This is a genomic window from Actinoplanes sp. NPDC023801, assembly GCF_040639655.1.
GTDB lineage: Bacteria > Actinomycetota > Actinomycetes > Mycobacteriales > Micromonosporaceae > Actinoplanes.
The window spans coordinates 52,480-73,542 of sequence record NZ_JBFAAI010000023.1; the positions used below are offsets into that span (position 1 = coordinate 52,480).

The 21,063-nt window shown below is 71.3% G+C and carries 18 protein-coding genes and 1 pseudogene; 4 read left to right on the forward strand and 15 right to left on the reverse strand.

The features are described 5' to 3' along the window. Window positions 1–31: 31 nt before the first annotated feature. Genes AB0G04_RS31965 through AB0G04_RS31975 form a run of 3 tightly spaced genes read right to left on the reverse strand, consistent with a single transcriptional unit; the run spans window position 32 to window position 4,693 of the window. Window positions 32–808 (reverse strand): MBL fold metallo-hydrolase, encoded by a 777-nt coding sequence (locus tag AB0G04_RS31965; RefSeq protein WP_360990295.1) that lies wholly within the window; start codon window positions 806–808, stop codon window positions 32–34. A 38-nt stretch (window positions 809–846) separates the two neighbouring features. After that, window positions 847–2,616 carry a VanW family protein gene (locus AB0G04_RS31970; RefSeq protein ID WP_360990298.1) on the reverse strand — a complete coding sequence of 590 codons (1,770 nt, stop codon included), beginning with the start codon at window positions 2,614–2,616 and terminating at the stop codon, window positions 847–849. A gap of 46 nt (window positions 2,617–2,662) precedes the next feature. After that, window positions 2,663–4,693 (reverse strand): response regulator, encoded by a 2,031-nt coding sequence (locus tag AB0G04_RS31975; RefSeq protein WP_360990301.1) that lies wholly within the window; start codon window positions 4,691–4,693, stop codon window positions 2,663–2,665. Between the two features lie 116 nt (window positions 4,694–4,809). Between AB0G04_RS31975 and AB0G04_RS31980 the strand changes: the two genes are divergently transcribed. Continuing rightward, the gene (locus AB0G04_RS31980) at window positions 4,810–7,638 is read left to right on the forward strand and encodes a PAS domain S-box protein (protein ID WP_360990304.1); all 2,829 of its coding nucleotides are present in this window, start codon (window positions 4,810–4,812) and stop codon (window positions 7,636–7,638) included. On the opposite strand, the gene AB0G04_RS31985 is transcribed toward AB0G04_RS31980, so the two are convergent. Continuing rightward, window positions 7,631–8,626: a TerC/Alx family metal homeostasis membrane protein gene (locus AB0G04_RS31985; RefSeq protein ID WP_360990306.1), complete on the reverse strand. Its 996-nt coding sequence runs from the start codon at window positions 8,624–8,626 to the stop codon at window positions 7,631–7,633. The genes AB0G04_RS31980 and AB0G04_RS31985 overlap by 8 nt on opposite strands. A 450-nt stretch (window positions 8,627–9,076) precedes the next feature. Next, window positions 9,077–9,682, reverse strand: coding sequence for an alpha/beta fold hydrolase (locus tag AB0G04_RS31990; RefSeq protein WP_360990309.1), 606 nt, complete (start codon window positions 9,680–9,682; stop codon window positions 9,077–9,079). Window positions 9,683–10,023: 341 nt separating this feature from the next. Here AB0G04_RS31990 and AB0G04_RS31995 point away from each other — a divergent pair, with 341 nt between their 5' ends. After that, window positions 10,024–11,193, forward strand: coding sequence for a cytochrome P450 (locus AB0G04_RS31995; protein ID WP_360990311.1), 1,170 nt, complete (start codon window positions 10,024–10,026; stop codon window positions 11,191–11,193). Window positions 11,194–11,260: 67 nt separating this feature from the next. After that, the gene (locus AB0G04_RS32000; protein WP_360990314.1) at window positions 11,261–12,190 is read left to right on the forward strand and encodes a diacylglycerol kinase family protein; all 930 of its coding nucleotides are present in this window, start codon (window positions 11,261–11,263) and stop codon (window positions 12,188–12,190) included. On the opposite strand, the gene AB0G04_RS32005 is transcribed toward AB0G04_RS32000, so the two are convergent. Beyond that, window positions 12,159–13,238: a hypothetical protein gene (locus AB0G04_RS32005; protein ID WP_360990317.1), complete on the reverse strand. Its 1,080-nt coding sequence runs from the start codon at window positions 13,236–13,238 to the stop codon at window positions 12,159–12,161. The genes AB0G04_RS32000 and AB0G04_RS32005 overlap by 32 nt on opposite strands. Before the next feature lie 66 nt (window positions 13,239–13,304). Then, the gene (locus tag AB0G04_RS32010) at window positions 13,305–14,294 is read right to left on the reverse strand and encodes a sulfite exporter TauE/SafE family protein (protein ID WP_360990320.1); all 990 of its coding nucleotides are present in this window, start codon (window positions 14,292–14,294) and stop codon (window positions 13,305–13,307) included. Window positions 14,295–14,418: 124 nt separating this feature from the next. On the opposite strand from AB0G04_RS32010, the gene AB0G04_RS32015 reads away from it, so the two are divergent. Next, window positions 14,419–14,784, forward strand: coding sequence for an MmcQ/YjbR family DNA-binding protein (locus tag AB0G04_RS32015; RefSeq protein WP_360990322.1), 366 nt, complete (start codon window positions 14,419–14,421; stop codon window positions 14,782–14,784). 92 nt (window positions 14,785–14,876) lie between these two features. Here the strand turns inward: AB0G04_RS32015 and AB0G04_RS32020 are convergent, their stop codons facing one another. The 8 genes and pseudogenes from AB0G04_RS32020 to AB0G04_RS32055 form a co-directional block, all read right to left on the reverse strand. Continuing rightward, a complete protein-coding gene (locus AB0G04_RS32020) occupies window positions 14,877–15,590 on the reverse strand; it encodes a YcnI family protein (protein WP_360990325.1) in 714 nt (237 codons plus the stop codon). 11 nt (window positions 15,591–15,601) lie between these two features. After that, a complete protein-coding gene (locus AB0G04_RS32025; RefSeq protein WP_360990327.1) occupies window positions 15,602–16,282 on the reverse strand; it encodes a copper resistance protein CopC in 681 nt (226 codons plus the stop codon). Continuing rightward, window positions 16,219–16,572 (reverse strand): annotated as a pseudogene (locus tag AB0G04_RS32030) (peroxidase); the annotation flags it as partial. The gene AB0G04_RS32025 and the pseudogene AB0G04_RS32030, both read right to left, overlap by 64 nt. Window positions 16,573–16,741: 169 nt before the next feature. After that, on the reverse strand, window positions 16,742–17,791 hold the full coding sequence (locus AB0G04_RS32035; RefSeq protein ID WP_360990330.1) for a hypothetical protein: 1,050 nt from the start codon (window positions 17,789–17,791) through the stop codon (window positions 16,742–16,744). Then, complete coding sequence (locus AB0G04_RS32040) at window positions 17,788–18,507, reverse strand: TIGR03943 family protein (RefSeq protein ID WP_360990333.1); 720 nt, start codon at window positions 18,505–18,507, stop codon at window positions 17,788–17,790. Before AB0G04_RS32040 ends, AB0G04_RS32035 begins: the two co-directional genes overlap by 4 nt. Beyond that, window positions 18,504–19,499: a permease gene (locus tag AB0G04_RS32045; RefSeq protein ID WP_360990478.1), complete on the reverse strand. Its 996-nt coding sequence runs from the start codon at window positions 19,497–19,499 to the stop codon at window positions 18,504–18,506. The genes AB0G04_RS32040 and AB0G04_RS32045 overlap by 4 nt, the downstream gene beginning before the upstream one ends. A gap of 96 nt (window positions 19,500–19,595) precedes the next feature. After that, a complete protein-coding gene (locus AB0G04_RS32050) occupies window positions 19,596–20,672 on the reverse strand; it encodes an ionic transporter y4hA (RefSeq protein WP_360990335.1) in 1,077 nt (358 codons plus the stop codon). Continuing rightward, window positions 20,672–20,998 (reverse strand): SelT/SelW/SelH family protein, encoded by a 327-nt coding sequence (locus AB0G04_RS32055; RefSeq protein WP_360990337.1) that lies wholly within the window; start codon window positions 20,996–20,998, stop codon window positions 20,672–20,674. The genes AB0G04_RS32050 and AB0G04_RS32055 overlap by 1 nt, the downstream gene beginning before the upstream one ends. Window positions 20,999–21,063: the final 65 nt, after the last annotated feature.

Consider the following 21,063-nt stretch of genomic DNA (forward strand, 5'->3'; position numbering starts at 1 on the left):
GGAGTGCGATCCGGTTGCCGGACGGGGAGTACTAGAGTCGCGCCGCGAGCTGCTGCAGGGCCTCCCGGGCGCCGACCGTGAGGGGCTTGCCGTGGCCGGGCAGGATGGCGCGTACGTCGAGGCCGGCGAGCTTCTTGACCGAGGCGTCCGCCTGGGTCTGGTCGGCGGTGTAGAGCGGTGCGGCCCCCTCCAGGACGTTGAGGTTGCGCAGCGCGTCGCCGGCGACCAGCACGCCGGTGCCCGGCTCGAAGATCGACACGTGGCCGAGGGTGTGTCCCGGCGTTCCGATGATCTGCAGGCCGAAGACCTCGTCGCCGTCCTTGACCGGTTTCAGGGTCTTACCGCCCGCGTTGATCGACGAGACGTCCTCGGTCCCGGCGTAGAGGGTGGCCGGGATGCGCGGCACGATCTCGGCGAGGCCACCGGCATGATCCTGGTGCTGGTGGGTGAGGATGACGTGCTTGACCGCGTCCCACTTCAGGCCGGCCGCGGCGAGGCCCTGCTCGACGGACGCGCCCGAGCCGGGGTTGCCGGTGTCGACCACCGCGACCTCCTTTCCACGGATCAGCAGGTAAACGGAGACGTATTCGAGGTCCACCCGGCGCCAGTCGCCGGTCACGTTCCCGCTCGCAGCGGGCGCGGCGGCGCTCTGCGGCGCGGCACTCGGGGGTACGGCGGATGGGGCGGAGCCGGCCGGTGGGCTCGCCCCGCCGTCGGTGCAGCCGGTCAGCGTGTTGAGAACGGTCACGCCGAGCACACCGGAGCCGGCGGTGAGGAGCAGTCTGCGGTTGAGCCTGAGGTCACTCATCCACCCTGCTTAGCGCATCGCGGCCGGTTTCGTTGCCCTCAGGCGGGGGCGCCGCAGATGAAGCGTGGTTCGGGGTCGTACCTCCACGTGAACTTCTCCCGCTTGACGACCTTGCCGCCGGAGTGGAAGAGCCGCCAGGCGTCCTGGGTGAAACCGATCAGTCCGCTGGTCGCGATGCAGTCCGGCCCGTCCGGCTTGGTGATCGTCCGCGGCAAGGTGACGTTGCGGCGCGGACTCCACTCGGTGGTCACCTTGTCCCACACCCTGGTGCTCCACACCGACACGGTGATCGAGTCGCTGGTGTGGGCGGTGTGGATCAGTACCCCGTACGGGCTGTCGTTGCGGAACCTGAAGTCCAGGTCCGGCCAGAAGATCGTGGACTCGATGACCGCGGGATACCGGTCGAAGTAGTAGGAGTGCGGCTTGTGCTCGACGTCCTCGAGCCCGGCGTAGTACGTGGCGTTGAACAGCGTCGTGGTGAACTGCGAGACCCCGCCGCCGACCCCGGGCTGCAGGTCGCCGCCGACGATCACCGGCGCGTCCTTGTAGCCCTGCGCGTAGCTCCGCTCGCCGGTGTGCCCGTTCAGCGAGAACGTCTTCCCGGGCAGCACGAGCGCGCCGCGGACCTGCTTGGCGGCGGTCACGATGTTCTGGCTGCGCGGCGACGACAGGCCACCGGTGAACTTCGTGGTGAAGGTCGAGACCTTCTCCTTCACCCCGAGCTTCTCCAGGTCGGCGGCAGAGGTGGCGGGCGCGGTGGTGGTCAGGGACGCCTCGACGGTACGCGCGTCGCGGCTCTGTGCGGCGGTGAGCAGCTGTGGGGCGAGCGCGGCCAGGTCGAGTCCCCTGCCTTCGGCCCCCGCGACGATCTTCGGCTTCCCGCCGGCGAACGTGAACGACGCGTCCTTGGCCGGCGCCTCGATGCGGGCGAGCCGGGACGCGACCGCGGTCCGCAACCTCTCCGGATCGATCCGCGGCTCGATGCGGCCGGTCCGGTCGGCGGTCATCACCAGGCTCTTCGCGATCGCGGCCGGTGGGACGGTGAGTGTGCCGCGTTCGGAGGTGACCTTCAGCGGGGCCGCGACCGCCGGCCGGGCGACCGTCTCGACCAGCCGGTCCACCTCCTCGGCGGTGGTGACGGCGTGCAGTTCGACGATCGGGACGGTCACCGGTTCGCCGGAGAGCCAGCCGGCCCGGACCGCCTCGGCGGAGCGCTGCGGATCCAGTCCACGGCCGGGCCGGGGGTGGACGGCCTTCGGCGTGAGGCCGGCGAAGGTGACGGCCGGTGCCTTCATCGGGGTGCCGACCTTGCCGGCCGCCTTCTGCAGGGCCGTGTCGAGCAGGTCGGCGTCGATGGCGATCACCGGGGCGACGGCCCGGCCGCCGAAGAGTGCGGGGCGGCCGGCGGCCGCGGCGTTCACGGTCGCGTCCACGTCGACGACCAGGCCGATCGCGGCCGGGCTCACGGTGGCGTCGCGGTTCTCCACCCGCACCCGCACGGCGGCGGACGTCCTCGGGTCGGCGGCGAGCCGGGCGCGGAGCACGGCGCCGGCCTGGTCCCGGGTCAGGCCGCCGAGATCCACGCCGAGCACGGTGACACCGCGCGGGACGTCACCCTTGAAGACGTGGCGCGCCCCGGCACCGGCCCCGGCCGCGAGGGCCAGCACGGTGCCGCCGGCGATCAGGGCACGACGGCCGCGCCGGCGCGGGGCCGGGACCGCCGGGGGCGCCAGGGCGACCTGGTCGTGCGTCGGCAAGGCCTGATGCGGGAGCCGTACGGTCGGCTGACGATCGCTGGCGGTTGTCACCCGGCCTCCTCGGGGGTAGGGGCGGCGAGCTGAGGATGCTAGTCGATCAGCGGCGCTGAGTCGCGAGAAGAGCCGTTCGTACAGTGCTGACCAGCCTGTCCCGGTCGAACGGTTTGGGCAGGATGGTGGACCCCGGTTCGAGGTTGTTGCCGTGCTCGTCGAAAAGCGACTCGGCGAACCCGGAGACGAACACGATGCACAGGTCCGGCCGGCGACCGGCGGCGATACGGGCCAGCTGACGGCCGTCCATGCCGGGCATCACCACGTCGGTGACCAGCGCCGCGATCTCACCACCGTGCCGTTCCAGCAGGCGCAGCGCCTCGGCCGCGTCGGGCGCGGTGAGTACGCGGTACCCGGCGCCGGACAGCATCCGGGCGGTCACCTGCAGCACGGCGTCCTCGTCGTCGACGAGCAGCACAGTCTCCCCGCCGCCCCGCTCGTCGGCGGCGGCCTCCTGCGGCGGCGGCGGCGGCGGTGGCGGCGGGACGGTTCCGGCGACCGGCGGGAGCGTGATGGTGACGGCGGCGCCGTGACCGGGTTCGGAGTCCAGGGTGAGCCGCCCGCCGGCCTGGCTGACGATGCCGTGGACGGTGGACAGGCCCAGTCCGACGGTGCCGGTGGTGGATTTGGTGCTGAAGAACGGTTCGCAGGCCCGGTCGAGCACGTCCGGAGGCATGCCGGTGCCGGTGTCGCGGACCTCTATCGCCACACCGTCGGAGGTCATCGAGGTGGTGATCGTGACGACGCCGCCGTCCGGCATCGCCTCACCGCTGTTGCGGACCAGGTTGTGCAGGGCCCGGTCGAGCTGGACCGGGTCGGCCTTCACCTCCGGCAGGCCGGGGTGCAGATCGAGCTCGAGGCGGCAGCCCGTGCCGGCGGATGCGCCCAGCGCCTCGGCGCACTCGCTCAGCAGGTTGTTGAGATCGACCGCGGCGGGCTGGTTCACCTCACGGCGGCCGAAGGCGAGCATGTGCTGGGTCAGCGTCTTGGCCCGTTCGCCGCCCTTGATCACCTGGGCCAGGTCGCCGAGCAGGGCCTCCACGGTCTCCTCGGGGAGGGTTCCGTCGGCCCGGCCGTCGTTGATCGTCTCGATGGCCAGGTTGGTGTAGCCGAGGATCGCGCCCAGGATGTTGTTGAAGTCGTGCGCGGTCCCGCCGGCCATCCGGCGCAGGCTGTCCAGGCGTTCCGCGTCGCGGTGCCGGGCCTCGTCCTGGCGGCGCTCGGTCTCCTCGCGCAGCCGCTCCTCGGCCAGGACCAGGTCGGTGACGTCGTCGACCATCAGCACCCCGCCGGTCAGCCCGTCGTCCTCGTCATGGGTCTGCCGCACGTGGATGCGCAGCGACCGGGGGCTGCCGTCCGGCCGGGTCAGCCGGTGGGTGAACCGCATCTCGGTGTCGTCGCCGGCGCCGTGCAGCAGCGCGAGCGCGGTGTCCCGGGCCGGTTCGTCGAGGCAGGACAGCCAGCCGCGCCCGACGATGTGGTCCATCGGCATCTGGAGGATCTCGGCGAGCCGCTCGTTGACGTACTCGGCGTTGCCGTGCCGGTCGATGATGCCGATACCGACCGGCGAGGCGACGGCCATCGCCTCGAACCGGCGCTCGGTGTCGTGCAGGGCGCGGACCTTCTCGATCAGCTTGGCGTTGACGGCCTGCAGGTGTGCCTGCGCGAAGTCCTCGGCCGGGGTCAGGTCGACGTTGACCGGGCCGCTCGCCAGGGCGACGTCGATCGCGTCGAGCAGCGCGTCCGGGTCCTGCGAGCGCAGCACCACCTGGCTGACGCCGCACGCCTCGGCGATCGGGCGGGTCTCGGGTTCCAGGTAGTTGGCGGTGTAGAAGATCACCGGGGCCTGTGCGGCCTCGCGGTCGGGGTCGGCGCGCAGCCGGTGGACCAGTTCCAGGCCGTCGATGCCGGGCATCAGGACGTCCGAGACCACCACGTCGGGATGGTGGGTGTGTGCCAGCCGGAGCGCGTCCGCGCCGTCGTGCGCCTCGATGACGTCGTGGCCCCGGAACCCGAGCAGTATGCGCACGATGTCACGGTTGGCGGCCACGTCGTCGACGACCATCACTGTCGCCACGGGCGGCTCCCTTGCGGCGAGTCGGTGGGTGCTATGTCCGCAATAAGGCTAAAGCAGAGAAAGGTCACATGTACGTTGATGCTGAATCGGATTCGGATCTTGGAGGGTGGTCGGGGGTGCCGCGAAGGGCGCTGTTCCTGCTCGCAGGAGTCGCCGCGGGGGTCGCCGCGGTGGTGCTGACGCGCCGCTCCCGGCAGGCGGTGGCCTGGGCCGAAGCCGGATGGCGCAAGGAGGCGCTGGAGAACGCCCGGCTCGCGGCGATCGTCGAGGCGTCCCAGGACGCGATCGTCAGCAAGACGCCGGACGGCACCATCAAGACCTGGAACCCGGGTGCCGAACGCCTCTACGGCTACCGCGCCGACGAGATGGTCGGCGGCGACGTCACCCGGCTGCTGCCGCCGGACCGCCTCGGCGAGGAGAAGGAACTGCTCGCCCGGGTCCGCAGCGGACAGGCACTCACCCGGTACGAGACGCGCCGCCGGCGCAAGGACGGCACCGTCATCGAGGTGTCGCTGAGCATGGCGCTGATGCGCGACACCGATCACGCGGTGATCGGGACCGCGACCGTGGCGCACGACATAACCACGCGGGTCCGCGCCGACCAGCGCCGCCGGGTGGAACGCGAACAGCTCGAAATGATCATGCAGGCGGCCAGCGACCCCTTCTTCAGCATGGACGACGACGGGGTGATCTCCGAGTGGAACCGGCAGGCCGAGCACGTCTTCGGCTGGAAGCGCACCGAGATCCTGGGCCGCGACGTGGCCGGCACGATCCTGCCGGAGCGCTACCGGCCGGCTCTGCGGCGGCTGCTCGACGGGCGGCTGAACTGGCTGCTGGACCGGCCCACCGAGATGGCGGCGACACATCGGGACGGCCACGAGATCCCGGTCGAACTGACCATGTGGCAGATCCGGCACAGCGGCGGCGCCCAGTTCCACGGCTTCGTCCGTGACATCACCGCCCGCCTGCAGACCGAACAGGCCCTCGCCGAGGCACGCGACCAGGCGATCGAGGCAGCACGGCTGAGGTCGCAGTTCCTCGCGTCGATGAGCCACGAGATCCGCACCCCGATGAACGGCGTGATCGGCCTGACCGGCCTGCTGCTCGGCACGACGCTCGACGAACGCCAGCGCCGCTACGCCGAAGGGATCGGCGCGGCCGGCTCCGCGTTGCTATCGGTGATCAACGACGTCCTGGACTTTTCCAAGCTGGAGGCCGGCAAGGTGATTCTGGAGGAGGCGAACTTCCAGGTCCGCAGACTGCTCGACGACGTGGTCGCGCTGGTCGCCCCACCGGACACCCATCACGGGCCCACCGTGACCGGGGTCTGCGACGAGCGCGTGCCCGCCACCGTCTGCGGCGACCCCGCCAAGCTGCGCCAGGTGTTGCTCAACCTGGCCGGCAACGCGGTCAAGTTCACCCCGCGCGGGCAGGTCACGATCACCGCGCGACCGGATCCCGGGCATGCCTGCGGGCCGGAGGCAGTGTCGGTCCGCTTCGAGGTCCAGGACACCGGTATCGGTATCGACCTGCCGAGGCAGGAGGATCTCTTCGAGGCGTTCACCCAGGCCGACGTGGGCACCACCCGGCGCTTCGGCGGCACCGGGCTCGGCCTGGCGATCAGCCGGGACCTGGTCGAGCTGATGGGTGGCCGGATCGGGGTGGTGAGCGAGCCGGGGCACGGCAGCGTGTTCTGGTTCACCATCACGCTGCGGACCGCCCGCGCCGACCTGGATCTCTCCGACCGGCACTCGCTGAACGGGCTGCGGGTGCTCGTCGTCGACCGGGACGACGACGACCGGACCACCCTGACCCAGCAGCTCAGCGCCTGGTCGATGGATGCCGTCGGGGTGGCCGACACGCAGGGCGCGATCGCCGTGATGCGGGACGCGGCGGCCACCGGGCGCCCCATCGACCTGCTGATCTTCGACATGATCACGGCACCGGGCGAGGCCCTCGCACTGGTGCCGCCGGACTGCCCGACACCCAAGACCATCCTGCTCGCCGAGAACCCCTATCGGCTGCCGGCCGAGCCTGACCTGGTGTGGGTGTCCGCCGCCTTCGCCAAGCCGCTGCGGCAGTCCCAGCTCTACGACGCGCTGGTCGGGGTGCTGGCCGAACCGGCCGCCGGCCGCCCGAGCGACGCCGGCGCGGCGACCCCGACCGGCCGTGGTCACCTGCTCGTGGTGGAGGACAACGACATCAACCGCACGGTGGCGCTCGGCATCCTGGCCAACCTCGGCTACAGCGCCGATGTCGCGGTCAACGGCCTGGAGGCGGTCGAACGCGCCTCCGGCCGGGACTACCAGGCGATCTTCATGGACTGCCTGATGCCGGAGATGGACGGGTACGCGGCCACCGCCGAGATCCGCCGGCGTGAGCCAGCCGGACGGCACGTGCCGATCATCGCGCTGACCGCGAGCGCCCTGGCCGAGGACCGGGCCCGCTGCCTGGCCGCCGGTATGGACGAGCACATCGCCAAGCCGCTCGTCCCGGCCGACGTGGCGCGGGTGCTGGACCACTGGGTCAGCCCGGCATCGGACCGGCCCAGCCCGCAGACCGTGACCGCCGAGATCGAACGGCGCATGAGCCAGTTGCGCGGACCCGACCCGGCGTCCACCGCCGGGGCACTGGCCGGGCTGCTGGCGTCCCTCTCGGCGAAGATCCCGGAGCACCTCGACCGGATGCAGCAGGCCCTCGCCTTCGACGACGCGGCCCTGCTCCGCACCGAGTCCCACCAGCTCATGGGCGTGCTGGCGAACCTGGGTGCGAGCGCGGCGACGGCCGCCTGCGGGCAGATCGAGGCCGCCGCCCGGACCGGGGACCTGGACGGCGCGGTGGCGTCCTACACGGCCGCGCGCCCACTGATCATGATGGCCCGGGACGCCGCCGACCAGATCCGCCGCAATCCCGTCCCGGCGGCCCCGTCCGAGTCCCTCAGGTGACGACCCGCTCCTTGCGGTCGGCATGAAGGCTGGTCACGGTCACGAACACCAGGGTGGTGCCGATGACGGCAAGGGACGCGTCGGTCGGGATGTCCGGGACACCGGCCCAGATGCCGTGCGCCCAGTGCAGCACCAGCTTCACCCCGATGAACGCCAGGATCACCGCGAGGCCGTAGTTCAGGTGCCGCAGCCGGTCCAGCACGTTGTGCAGCACGAAATACAGCGCCCGGAGCCCGAGCAGCGCGAACGCGTTCGTCGCGAAGACCAGGTACGGGTCCTCGGTGACCCCGTAGACGGCCGGCACCGAGTCGACCGCGAAGACGATATCGGTCATGAACACCGCAACCACCACCAGCGCGAGCGGGGTGAGAGCGCGCCGGCCGTGCTCGGCCACGGTCAGCTTGCCGCCCTGGCATCGGCCGGTCACCGGCATGAGCCGGCGCATCAGCCGTACGCTGCGCATGCTGTCGATGTCGACCTGGTAGTCCTCGTCGCGCATCGCCTCCCGGAACACCTTCACCGCCGTCAGCAGCAGGATCCCGCCGAACAGCAGGAACGCCCACGTGCCGCTCTGCAGCACGACCGCGCCCGCCGCGATGAAGACCGCGCGCAGCACCAGCGCCCCGGCGATGCCGTAGAGCAGCACCCGCTGCGCCAGCTCCGGCGGCACCGCGAACGCCGCGAGCAGCAGCATGAACACGAACAGGTTGTCGACCGACAGTGACTTCTCCACGACATAGCCGGTGTAGAACTCCATGGCGGGCGCCCGGCCGTACAGCTGCCAGATCAGCACCCCGAACGCGCCCGGGAGCGCCAGGTAGAACAGCGACCAGCCGACCGCCTCGCGCATCGCCACGTCATGCGGACGGCGGGTGATCACGAAATCGACGGTGAGCAGGGCGAGCAGCACGACGATGCTGATCACCCACAGCTGGGTGGACGCAATGGACGGCAGGTCGAACACGGAGCCTCCTCGGACACGTGTCATCGTCCGAGGTCTCCCTCACCCGCCGCCGGCCGCGGAGCCGGCGCCGGCGGGCGAACGCACGAGGGCACATCGGATGCCCGTGGTGACCGCCACGCTCTCGCGGAGGTACTCCCCTCGCGGGCCAGCTTAGGCAGGCCGGTTCCGGCGGACCAGGCCAACCGGTGATTACGGCATTCCGGTTGACGGGCCGGGGCCGCGAGGGGAACGTGGAGAGTCCGGCTGCCACCGCAGCCCACCAGCGGTTCCAGGGGGGTACCGCCATGTTTGTCGACATCCTGGTCGGCGCGCTGCTGATCATCTGCCTGGTGATCAGCACGGCCGCCATGACACCGCCCATGCATCGGCATCGGCATCGGCGGCACAGGCACAGCTGACGAACCACGAGCAGCCGCCCGTCCGGGCGGCTGCTCATCTCCCGCAGCTGCCCGGATCAGGTCCCCTCGCGGCCGCTCAGATCAGGTCCCGTAGTGTCGCCGCGAAGCGGACCGGGGCACGCAGATGCGGGAAACAGGGGCGCTTGGCGGCACGTGACTGCTTCCGGTTCGAGTACCAGCACTTATACGACCGGAGCAGCGTCTTGTCCCAGCGCGACACCGCGAACTGCCGGTAGGGTGCCGGGACACCCGCCAGATCAGCCGTGGCCCGATGCTTCTCCGGGCACTCCGGAGGCGCGTGCGGCTCGTCGAAGGTCAGCACCGCCCTGGTCGCGTACGAGTCGGCGAACGCCTCGGCGAGCAGTGCGCCCTCGCCCTGCCCGACCAGCACCGGCGCCCGGTGCAGGCCCAGCCCGTTCACGAGCACGGCCAGGTCCCGGGCCAGGCCGTCGACGGCGTTCTCGCCCCGCGTGGCGGACTGCCCGTGCCCCGGCAGGTCGACGGCGATGACACTGCACGCGTCGCCCAGCTCGGCCGCCACCGGCCACCAGATCGTCCGGTCGTAGAAGAGACCGTGCAACAGGACCACCGGCCGGCCGTACCGGCCCCAGCGGTCGTAGACCAGCAGATTCTTCGGAGTTCCGTAGGCGTGGGTGGTGCGGCGCGGGGGTTGAGGATGCACGGCGATGGACTTCCTGATTCGGGGGGACACCAAACATGCGCCGGTCTCCCCCGGTTCACCAAACATTGCCGGGTATTGATCCACTGCGGTCCACGGTCCGTATCGTTACGACCTGTCCAACGGACGTCCGCTCTCGCCGTGGCGGGCAATCCTCGGGTGACCCCGGCCCGGGTCGCGGCGACGACCAGGTTGAATCCGCTGTCGGCGGCCAGGACCGGGTTCACGAGGCTGGCTGGTTCGCACCGCTGGCTCGGGCAAGCTGGACAGCGGTGTGAGACGGCTGGGGGTTGATGTCGTCGGCGGGGCGGACTGTTCCGTACCAAAATGGATAACGTTCCGGGGTGGGCATCGACTTCTCAGATCCGGCATTCGTCGCGGACCCCTATCCCGGGCTGGCCGGGCTGCGGGAGAGCACGCCGCTGAGCTTTCATGCGCCGAGCGGCCGCTGGCTGGCGGCGAGCCACGCCGCCGCCGACGCGGTGCTGCGTGATCGGCGGCTCGGGCGGTTCTGGCGCGACGAGGAGCCGGCCGACATGTTCGAGCCGTTCAATCTGCTGCACCGCAATCAGATGATGGAGAACGAGCCGCCGGTGCACACCCGGCTGCGGTCGCTGGTGGCGAAGGCGTTCGCGCGCGGGCATGTGGACCGGCTGCGGGCGGCCGTCGCGGCTGAGGCGAGCCGGCTGCTGACCGTGGCGGGAGACGAGTTCGACCTGCTGGCGGAACTCGCCGAGCCGCTGGCGGTGACGGTGATCGCCGAGCTGCTGGGAGTTCCGGCCGCGGACCGGCACCGGCTGCGGCCGTGGTCGGCGGCGATGGTCCGGATGTACGAGATGGACCGTACCCCCGAGGTGGAGGCCGAGGCCCTGGCGGCATGCCGGGAGTTCGCCGGCTACCTGGGCGAGCTTGCCGCCAGCCGGGCCGCGAAGCCTCGCGACGATCTGATCAGCCATCTCGTGACGGTCCGCGAGAACAGCGACCGGCTCAGCGGCGACGAGCTGGTGGCGTCGGCGATCCTGCTGCTCAACGCCGGTCATGAGGCGTCGGTCAACGGGCTGGGCAACGGGGTGGTGGCGCTGCTGCGGCACCCGGACGAGGTGTTGCGGCTGCGGGCGGACCGGGCGTTGCTCCCGGCCGCGGTGGAGGAGATGCTGCGCTTCGATTCGCCGTCGCAGCTGTTCGTACGGACCGCGGCCGCCGACGTGGAGGTCGCCGGGGTGACCGTTCCGGCGGGCGCGGAGGTGGCGGCGCTGCTCGGTGCCGCGAACCGGGACCCGGCGGTGTTCGCCGAACCGGACCGGTTCGACGCCGGCCGGGTGCCCAATCCACATCTGAGTTTCGGCGCGGGCCTGCACTTCTGTCTCGGCGCACCGCTGGCCCGGATCGAGTTGCGGGCCGCCCTGGCCGCGCTGCTGGAGCACGCGCCGCGGCTGGAACTGGCCGCCGATCCGGTCCGCAGCCCCGGTTTCGTGCTGCGCGGGTACGCGTCGGTCCGGCTGTGCGGACGGTGAACGCCGCGTACGGACACCCGGCTGTCCGGCTCGGCACGCGGTGATCGTCAGCAGATAGGGTCGGCCGGTGCGGACGAAGCAGGAGTTGACCGATGACATCCGGCGCGAGCGGCGGGCGGCGCTCGTCGTCAATGCACGGTCACGGCGCGGGCGGCAGCTCTACGCCGACGCGCACGCCAGGTTGCTCGACGCCGGTTTCGACCTGCTCGGGGCGTACGCTGTGGACCGGCCCGGTGAACTGGAGAACTCGCTGCGTTCGGCGCTCGCGCACAAGCCGGACCTGCTGGTGGCGGGTGGCGGCGACGGCACGATCAGCACGGCGGGGCGGTTCCTCGCCCACCGCGACGTGGCTCTCGGCCTGCTTCCCCTGGGGACGACGAACAATTTCGCGCGTACGGTCGGAATCCTCCCCGACCTCGACAACGCCCTCGCCACCCTGGTGGACGGCAAGGTGATCGACGTGGATCTGGGTGTCGCCGGGGACATGCCGTTCACCAACCACGTCGGCGCCGGTCTCTCCGCCGAAATCATGATCAACGTGCCGGGCCGGTTGAAGCGGGTGATCGGCCGGTTCGCCTACCCGCTCACCGCGCTCGGCCTGCTGACCAGGCACCGGCCGTTGCGGGCCACGCTGCGCGCCGACGGCCGGGAGATCGTCTTCATCACCCATCAGGTGTACGTGGCGAACGGTGGCTTCCACGCGGGCCGCCCGATCACCGCCGACGCGCACGCCGACGACCGCCTGCTGGTGGCCTATCCGGTCGGCGGCCGGTCGAAGCTGGAGCTGATCCGGGAGACCGCCCGCAACGCCTTCACCGGTCACCGGCGCACGTTGCGCGAGCAGCCGTTCATCGCGGTCGGTGAGCTGTGGCTGGAGACCGACCGACCGGCGCACGTCGAGGTCGACGGCGAGCCGTGCGGGCAGACCCCGCTGCGGGTGTCTGTCGACCCCAACGCGCTGCGGATCATGGCGCCTCCGGGGTCTCCCGACCACTGACCCGCTCCAGCCATGCGGCGGCCTCCGCGTCGGGCAGGACGCGGTCGAGGGTGACTTCCGGGTGCATCAGCGGGTAGACGCGGCCGGTGTTCCAGACCCGCTCGTACGACGGTTTGTCGAGCACGACGACCCGGTGGCCGTCGAGCACCGGGATGTCGGCGGGGCGGCCCTCGCCCCAGACCCGGTCGCCGTGCGCGTCGAACAGCTCGAACTGTCCGCGTACCCCGCCGGGCGGCATCATCTCGGGTCCGTCGGTGGCCGCGGCGATCCACGCCGGTTCGGGGCGGACGCCGTCGACGAGGCCCCGCGCCGGGTCGCCGACGAGGGTGGCGGCGAGCAGCGTGTGCAGCTGGAAGTTGTCGCCGACACCGCTGACGGTCAGCCGGTACCCGCGTCCGCTCGGCCGGTGCAGCACCAGGAACGGCTCGTCGTCGAGGACCCGGAGCAACCCGTACAGCCAGGGTGCCGCGTCGGTGTGCTCGGACATCGCGTCGGCCGCGGCGGCGAGCCGCTCGCGCTGCGGGAACGCCTGCCGGACCGGCTTCTGCTGGGCCGGCAGCAGCAGGCCCGGGATCCATTCCTCGACCGTGAAGTACGCCTCGGTGATCCGGATGCCCTCGGCCCGGTCGATCCCGGCCTGCGCCGCGACCCGGGCGACCCGGTCGATCAGCGCGTCGGCTTCCGCCTGGCTGGCCGGGGCCTCGAACTCGCCGCCGTCCTTCTCGGCCAGCGCGGGGAACCGGACGCCGTGTTCGAGCCCGTCGGTGACCCTTTCGACGAGCACGTCAAGCAGCACGAACGGGTCCGCACCGGCCTCCACGAGCCCGGCCGCGACCTGCGCCAGCTGGCCGCCGTTGCCGATCGACACCTGCTCCAGCGCCGGACGCAGCCGCCGGGCGCCTTCGGTCAGCTGGTCGGGGCCGGCTTTCTCGATCGAGCCGACGATGCCGCGGAAGGCCGCCTCCGACGCCCGCTCGTCCCGGTCGAGGACACCCTGCCCCAAATCCCCGCAGAAGTCCGGCAGCCCGCGCTTACGCTTCCACCACATCGGTGCATCGTAGGGACTTGATCGCGATCGCAGGGGACCACCCCGGACACCGCACTTGATGACGGCTCAGGCGTTGGCGGGTGCCTTGTCCTTGTCGTCGGGGGCGTGGGCGGATGCCTTGTCCCTGTCATCGGGTGCGTCGCCGGCCGCGGCCGCATTCTCCGCCTCGGCAAGGACGCGCTGGTCCTCGCTCTTGTTCTTGCGGTACTGGAGCACCGAGTAGACGATCGCGGCGGCCCAGGCGACGTAGATGACGCCGTAGAGGACGTAACGGAGACTGTCCGGGGCGTCGATCCAGTCGCTGCGGAGCAGGGAGCGGGTGTTGGTCAGGATGATCACACCGCCGACCGCGGCACCGAGGACACGCGGCGGGATGTGCCGGACCAGCCAGGCGGCGATCGGTGCGGCGATGACACCACCGATCAGCAGCGCGGCGACCCAGCCGTAGTCGATGTTCTCGTTGCCGATGCCCCAGATGAAGCCGGCGCTGGCGGCGATCGCGACGAGGAACTCGCTGGTGTCGATCGAGCCGATGGTCTTGCGGGGCTCGAGACGGCCGCTGGCCAGGATGGCGGGTGTGCCGACCGGGCCCCAGCCACCGCCGCCGGTGGCGTCGACGAAGCCGCCGACCAGGCCGAGCGGCGTGAGGAACCGCTTGCGCAGCGGCTTGCCGAGCTGGCCCTTCGGCAGGCCCTGGAAGGTGAACCGGAGGAAGACGTAGAGGCCGAGGGTGAGCAGGATGATCGCCATCAGCGGCGCCGCGACCTCGGTGGAGATACCGGAGAGGACGACCGCGCCCGCGAAGGCGCCGATCGCGCCCGGCACACCGATCCTGAGAACGACCTTCCAGTCGACGTTGCCGAACCGCCAGTGCGCGATGCCGGAGACGAGGGTGGTGCCGATCTCGGCGAGGTGCACGGTGGCCGAGGCGGCCGCCGGGTTGGTCCCGATCGCGAGCAGGAGGGTGGTCGACGTTACGCCGTAGGCCATGCCGAGGCTGCCGTCGACCAGCTGCGCGCCGAGCCCGACAAGAGCTAGGAGAAGGAGTTTCTGCATGTGCCGACCGCCAGGGCTGTGGGGGAATTCCTATTTCTTGGATCGGAGAATAGAAGCCTAGCTGACCACTAGGCAAGGCATCGAATGCCACGGGCGTTGCCGGGCATGTTGCAGAATGACCACCGTGAGTGACGCGGATGACGTGCGACGGCTGGCCCTCGCCCTGCCCGAGGTCGAGGAGATCGACAGCGACGGCTTCGACTTCCGGGTGGCCGGCAAGGGGTTCGTCTGGTCATATCCGGAACGTCTACCCGGACAACCACGGGTGATCCGTACCGACGTGGCCGTGCTGTTCGTCGGGGACGAGGCGGAGAAGCAGGCACTGCTCCTCGGCGAGCCGGACTTGTTCTTCACCACACCCGGCTACGACGGGCTGCCGCTGGTGATGCTGCGACTGGAGCGGGTCTCACCCGGACGACTGACGGAGCTGATCACCGACGCCTGGCGGATGCGGGCCCCGGCCGACGTCGAAGCCGCCTACGGTCAGTGACCGTCGTTTCGTACGGCTGACCGCCGTCCCGCCCCAAGGAGTGGGACGGGTACGGCGGTCGGCGCCGGACGCGTGGCGTCAGGCCTCGGGCGTCAGGGTGTGGTCTGCGCGGCCCGGCGGTAGGCGAGCAGGCCGAGAACCAGGCCGGCCAGACCGGCGACCAGGCCGGCGATGCCCCAGGCGGTGCCGTTGCCGCTGTCGCTCTCCTCAGCGGCGGCCCCGGCGGTCGGTGCCGGCGCGGCAGCGGACGGAGCGGCGGCCCCGGCGGCGGCCAGCTTGAGCACCGGCGCCGGGCTCTCCGGCTCGGTGCCGTCGGTGGTCGGTTCGTCGATCCAGCGGACGATCGTGCCGTCGGAGTACGTCTGCAGCGCCTTGAACACCATCTGCTCGGTCTGCGGCAGCGGGCCGAGGGACACGTCGAACTCCTGGAAGGTGCCCGGTTTGATCTCCGAACCGGCGGCCGCCGTCCAGGTGATCTTCGTGACCGCCTCGCTGATCTCGCTGTCGTGCACCTTGACCGGCGTGGCCAGCTTCGACTTCTCGGCGACCGCGGTCCAGCCCGGCACCGGCCGCACCGACACCGACCCGATCGGGCTGTCGGCCGGCAGGGTGATCTCCAGCTTGGTCGTGGACTCGGTGTCGCTCTCGTTCGGGACCCGGAACGCCACCTTGGTGTAGCCACCCTGGGTGGCGGTGCCGCTCGGGTTGACGGTCACGTGCGCGGCCGCCGGTCCGGCCAGGGCGAGCACGAATACCGCCGCGACGGCGGTGACGGTGGCGGCGTGCCGCAGCGCTGTCTGCTTCATGGGGGAACCTTTCACGCCTTGCGGCGACGGAGGAACAGGAAAGCACCGGCCGCGGCGAGCAGCACCACGACGCCGGCGATGATGAGGTAGGTGGGGTCGTAGGTCGTCGAGACGGTCTGCGCCGGCCCGGCCTGCAGCGGCGGCTCGGACGCGGCCGTCACGGCGGACGACGGGGCGGCGGACGATTCCTCCGGATCGGCGGGCGCCTCCGAGTCCTCGACCACCGGACCCGGCTCCAGAGCGGGCGCCGGGTTGGCGACGGTGAACTCGTAGGAGCCCTTCACGGTGTGCCCGTCGGTGGAGACCACTTGGTAGGCGACCGTGTAGACGCCGTTGGCCAGCGGCGCGTCGATGGTCACCGAGCCGGTGGAGCCGTCCACCTCCGGCGCCGAGGTGCCGACCTTCTCCCTCCCGGCGTTGCTGACCGTGATGGTGGTGTAGCCGGGGTCCAGCTTCTGCAGGAACCGCAGTCTCACCTCGGACGGCGACTTCTTCAGCGTGGCGTTCTTGGCCGGGTTCGCCTCGGCCAGCGCGTTGTGGGCCCAGGCGGGGACGCCCGGCAGCAGCACGGCCAGCAGCGCGGCGAGGGCGAGCAGCGGCCGGGTCAGGCGAGCACCCGCTCGCCGATTCAGCGGCCCTCGGAGCAGCCGGGAGGTACGGCGAAGACCGCGGATCCGATCGGTGTGGTCCATTCGTTCAACAGGTCCTTCTCGGCGAGACGTCGTTGGATGGGGAGGAATTGCCGGACCATGTCAGCTTGGTACGACGCGAACACGAGCCCGCTGCCGGGGCGGCCCTGTTCGTCCGGCGCCTCGTCATAGTGGTACGGCCGTCGCAGGATCTTGAATCGCGGATCCGTCATCCTGGCCCGGGTGACGTGCGCGAAGTCCGGCATCGCGGGCAGGCCGGTCGTGTCCGGGACGGTGAAGTCGGGCTCGTCGAACTCCGTCGCACCGCTGAGCGGGCCGCGCCGCAGCCGGCGAGAACCGTACGGGCGAGAGCCGCGGTGGCGAGAACGGTACGAGTCGGCATCATCTTCCTCAAGCTCGGCGATGCCCGTTAGTCGGCGGAGCACCGATCGAAGTTCCCGGCAGTTCACGGGAACTTCCACGACCCGGTGAGCTTCCGGTCGACCGTCAACCGGAGCGGGGTCAGACCGTTCGCAGGTCGAGCGTGTGCCAGACGGCGGCGTCGCGGGTGCCGGTCGACCACCAGAGGACGCCGTCCTTGGTGGCGGCGAGGTCGGCGGCCGCGGAGAGCGTCACGGTGCGACCGCTCTTGAGGTCGTGGACGATCAGGCCGGCGGTTCCGGTGAGGTCGAACTCGGGACCCGGCTCGGACAGGATCTCGAACCGGTCCAGTACCGCCACGTCGCTCACCGCGGCCTGGGTGTTCGGACCGGCGATCCGGCGGCGATCGGACCCGTCGGGGCGCATCAGATCGATCCGCGCCAGGCCCTCGCCGTTCATCACCATCACCCGGCACCAGGCCGGCCCGCACATGCCCCATTCCGCGCCGGAGAACGGCACCCGCACGTCGCGGCCGGTGGTCTGGTCGCGCATGCGGACGGTGCCGGACTGTGCACCGGTGTCATCGGTGAGCCACGGCCAGGCCGACTGCGCCCAGCGGCCCTTCTCCTCGCGGACCTTGACGTCGCCGCCGGTCAGCGCCACCGAACGGATCTGGGTGGTCTCGTCGCCCTCGCCGGCCACCCAGTGGACCCGGCCGTCCGCCACCACCAGGTCGTACTGGTTGCCGTAGAAGAGGGTGTTGCCGGTGTCCGCGGTGAGCAGCCGTGCGTCGCCACCGTCGCGCCGGATCGCCCAGATCTCGACCGGGCGGCTGCCGGACGACTCGGCCCAGATGAGTTCCTCGCCGGAGACGGTCATCGCCTCGAAACGGGGCTCGGCGGCGGCGGGCAGACGGCGCAGTTCCCGGCCGATACCGTCCTTCTCCACGAGCAGCCGCACGAAGTTCCCGTCGGTGACGGTGCCGACGGCGGTGGTGGCGTCCAGGAAGAGCTGCGGTTCGACGGTGAGGTCCCGCAGGTCGGCGCGGGCGGCGCCGGGCCACTCCTGCTCGACGGTGGGCCGGACGGCGGCCACGGCGGCGGGCTGCGGCTGCTCGGGCAGGTTCCCGGCGATCAGGGCGCCGGACGCGAGCAGGGCGGCGGCCAGCGCGATCCGGGTACGGACGCTCATTCGTACTGCTGCTTCGGTGGGTTGACCGGCTGCCACTGTTCCACCTCGACGTACGCGATGTCGGCCTTGTTGACGGGGTCCTTGCCGCGCTGGGCGGTGTACCGGCCGGTGACCTGCAGCCACGTCCCGGCCGGCACGTCGACCAGCGGGCCGCCGGTGAGCCCGACCTTGATCGGGCGGCCGTCGGCGGCGCAGCAGCTCACCACGATGCGGGCCAGCATGGGGACGCCGTCGTCGCCGACGGACACGAAGCCGGTCATCTGGACGCGGCGGCCGTCGAGGCTGCGGCCGTCGTCGTAGACGGCCCGGGACGCGTAGTCGAGCAGTCCGATCACGGCCGGGTCGCCGGCGGGCAGCGGCGGATAGTCGGACTCGGCGCTGAGCTGCACCGTTCCGGACTGGCCGGCGGTGTAGGAGCCGAGCGCGGGCGGCGCCACCAGCAGCAGGGCGAGGACCGGCAGGATGAGGAACCAGCCCACGCGCGGCTCGTGGTGCCCGTGCCCGTGATCGTGCCCGTCGTCCTCGTGCTGCTCCGGGGTGCCGCGCAGGTCGTACCAGATCGTCATGATCGCGGCGACGACCAGCGCCGCACCCGCCGCGACGATGAAGGGCCGCAGACTCTCCTTGACGTAATTCAGGTAGAGGTCGGTGAGCGACGCCTTGAGGATCGCCCCGCCGAAGAGGAACAGGACGACCGCCTGGGCCTGCCGGTTCACAGCAGCACCGCCCCGGCGCCGACCGCCGCGAGCACCGCCACGACGAACGTCGCCGGCGCGAAACGCATGGTGAACCGGCGTCCGAACACCCCGGCCTGCATCGAGATCAGTTTCAGGTCGACCATCGGCCCCACCACCAGGAACACCAGACGCGACGTCAGCGAGAACTGCGACAGCGAGGCGGCGACGAACGCGTCGGCCTCACTGCAGATCGACAACAGCACGGCGAGTACGGCCAGGGCCAGCACCGACAGCACCGGATCGGCCGCCAGGGTCTGCAGCCAGGCCTCCGGGACGACCACGTTGATCGTGGCGGCGGCCGCGGCCCCGACCACCAGGAAGCCACCGGCGTGCATCACGTCGTGCCGGCACGCCGACCAGAACGCCTGCCCCTTCGAGGCGCCCTCCAGGTCCGGGCGGTGCGGCAGCCTGATCCACTCGGTCCGGCCGAGCCGTAGCCAGAGCCAGCCCATCAGCATCGCCACGACGAGGCTGGCCAGGCCGCGGGCCAGCACCATCTCCGGGTTGCCGGGGAACGCGACCGCGGTGGCGGTCAGCACGATCGGGTTGACGGCGGGCGCGGCCAGCAGGAAGGCGAGCGCCGCGGCCGGTGTCACGCCGCGCCGGATGAGGGAGCCGGCGATCGGCACCGCGCCGCATTCGCAGCCGGGCAGCACCACACCGGCCATGCTGGCGGCCGGGACCGCGAGAGCCGGGTGTTTCGGCAGCGCACGGGCCCAGAACGAGCGTGACACGAAGACCGCGATGACCGCCGACAGCAGCACCCCGAAGACCAGGAACGGGACGGCCTGCACCAGCACCGAGACGAACACGGTGATCCAGGTCTGCAGGGCGGCGCCGGAGACCAGCCCGGAGAGCCGGTCCCGGAAGATCACCAGCAGGACCAGAACGACGGCCAGCGCCTCGACGGAACTGATGCGCCGGTTTCGGCGCCCGCTGGGCGGGGGATCGGCTACGCTCTCGCGCTCCAGCGTCTCGGTCACCCGCTGCAATCTACCGTTCCCGGTTGATCACGGGCATGCGGCTCACGGCGTCACGGCGCGGCTCACGGCGTCACGGGCCAGGCGTCACGGGCTCGCGGCCAGGAACAGGAACACCGCCAGGAGTGAAAGGTGCAGGCCGCCCTGCAGGATGTTGGCCCGGCCCGGCACCACGGTCAGGGTGCCCACCACCACGGTGAGCGCCAGCAGCACCATCTGGGTGCCGCCGAGCCCCAGCAGCAGCGGTCCCTCCAGCCAGATCATCGCCGTGGCGATCACCGGGATGGTCAGGCCGATGCTTGCCATCGCCGACCCCAGCGCCAGGTTGAGGCTGGTCTGTATGCGGTCGCGGGCGGCGGCGCGAACGGCGGCGATGGTCTCCGGCAGCAGCACCAGCAGCGCGATCACCACGCCGACGACCGACTGCGGCAGCCCCGCCCCGGCGACCGCCGCCTCGATGGTCGGGGAGACACCCTTGGCGAGCCCGACGACCGCGACCAAGGCGACGAACAGCAGGCCGAGGCTCTGCCACGCGGCCCGGGCCGACGGCTGTTCCAGGTGTTCCTCGGTTTCGATCACCTCGCCGGCTGTGGTGATCGGCACGAAGTCGTCGCGGTGGCGCCGGGTCTGCACGGCCACGAACAGCAGGTAGAGGCCGAGCGACACGACCGCGGCGAAGCCCAGCTGGGCCGGGCTGAACTGGGGTCCCGGCCGGCTCGTGGTGAACGTCGGCAGCACGAGGCTGAGCGTGGCGATCGCCGTGACCGTGGCGAACGCGGCGCCGGTACCCTCCGGGTTGAAGACCGCGATCCGTCGGCGCAGGGCCCCGACCAGCAGCGACAGGCCCAGGATGCCGTTACAGGTGATCATCACGGCGGCGAAGACGGTGTCCCGGGCCAGGGACTGCGCCTTCTCACCGCCGCTCACCATCAGGGTGACGATCAGCGCCACCTCGATGACGGTGACGGCGACGGCCAGGATCAGCGAACCGTACGGCTCGCCGACCCGGTGCGCCACCACCTCGGCGTGGTGCACGGCCGCCAGGACCGCACCGGCCAGCAGCAGCGAGGCCACGGCGACGACCGCCGCGGGCAGGTCACGGCCGAACGTCAGGCCAAGGGCGAGCAGTGCCAGCAGAGGGACGTACCACGTCCAGCGGGACATCACCCGTCCGACTCTGCCCTACTCCCGGCCGCCGTGCCCGACTTGTGACCGTCACTGTGCCCCAGCGATCGGCCGGGGGCGATCCGGTCCCGGAGGAGACGCTTGAGTTGTGCCGGCTCGGGGAAACCGCCCTCGGCCTTGCGCGACCAGAGGGTCTCCCCGCCGAGCCGGACCTCGAAGACCCCGCCGACGCCCGGCACCAATGCCACCTCGCCCAGGTCGGTGGTGAACGTGGTGAGCAGCTCCTGTGCGGTCCACGCCGCTCGCATGAGCCAGCGGCACTGCGTGCAGTACTCGATCTCCAGGCGGGGCTCACGTGAGGTCACGGGTCAGAAGTATGCCGGAATGCGGGCGTCATGCATTATTCACGGGACCTACTCTTCGGTAAGGA

Coding starts and splice junctions, on each gene's coding strand:
- AB0G04_RS32010 (WP_360990320.1), bottom strand. CDS start 14,294: ATGCAGAAACTCCTTCTCCTAGCTCTTGTCGGGCTCGGCGCGCAGCTG.
- AB0G04_RS32005 (WP_360990317.1), bottom strand. CDS start 13,238: ATGTGGTGGAAGCGTAAGCGCGGGCTGCCGGACTTCTGCGGGGATTTG.
- AB0G04_RS32035 (WP_360990330.1), bottom strand. CDS start 17,791: ATGAGCGTCCGTACCCGGATCGCGCTGGCCGCCGCCCTGCTCGCGTCC.
- AB0G04_RS31985 (WP_360990306.1), bottom strand. CDS start 8,626: ATGACACGTGTCCGAGGAGGCTCCGTGTTCGACCTGCCGTCCATTGCG.
- AB0G04_RS32050 (WP_360990335.1), bottom strand. CDS start 20,672: ATGTCCCGCTGGACGTGGTACGTCCCTCTGCTGGCACTGCTCGCCCTT.
- AB0G04_RS32025 (WP_360990327.1), bottom strand. CDS start 16,282: ATGGACCACACCGATCGGATCCGCGGTCTTCGCCGTACCTCCCGGCTG.
- AB0G04_RS31965 (WP_360990295.1), bottom strand. CDS start 808: ATGAGTGACCTCAGGCTCAACCGCAGACTGCTCCTCACCGCCGGCTCC.
- AB0G04_RS32020 (WP_360990325.1), bottom strand. CDS start 15,590: ATGAAGCAGACAGCGCTGCGGCACGCCGCCACCGTCACCGCCGTCGCG.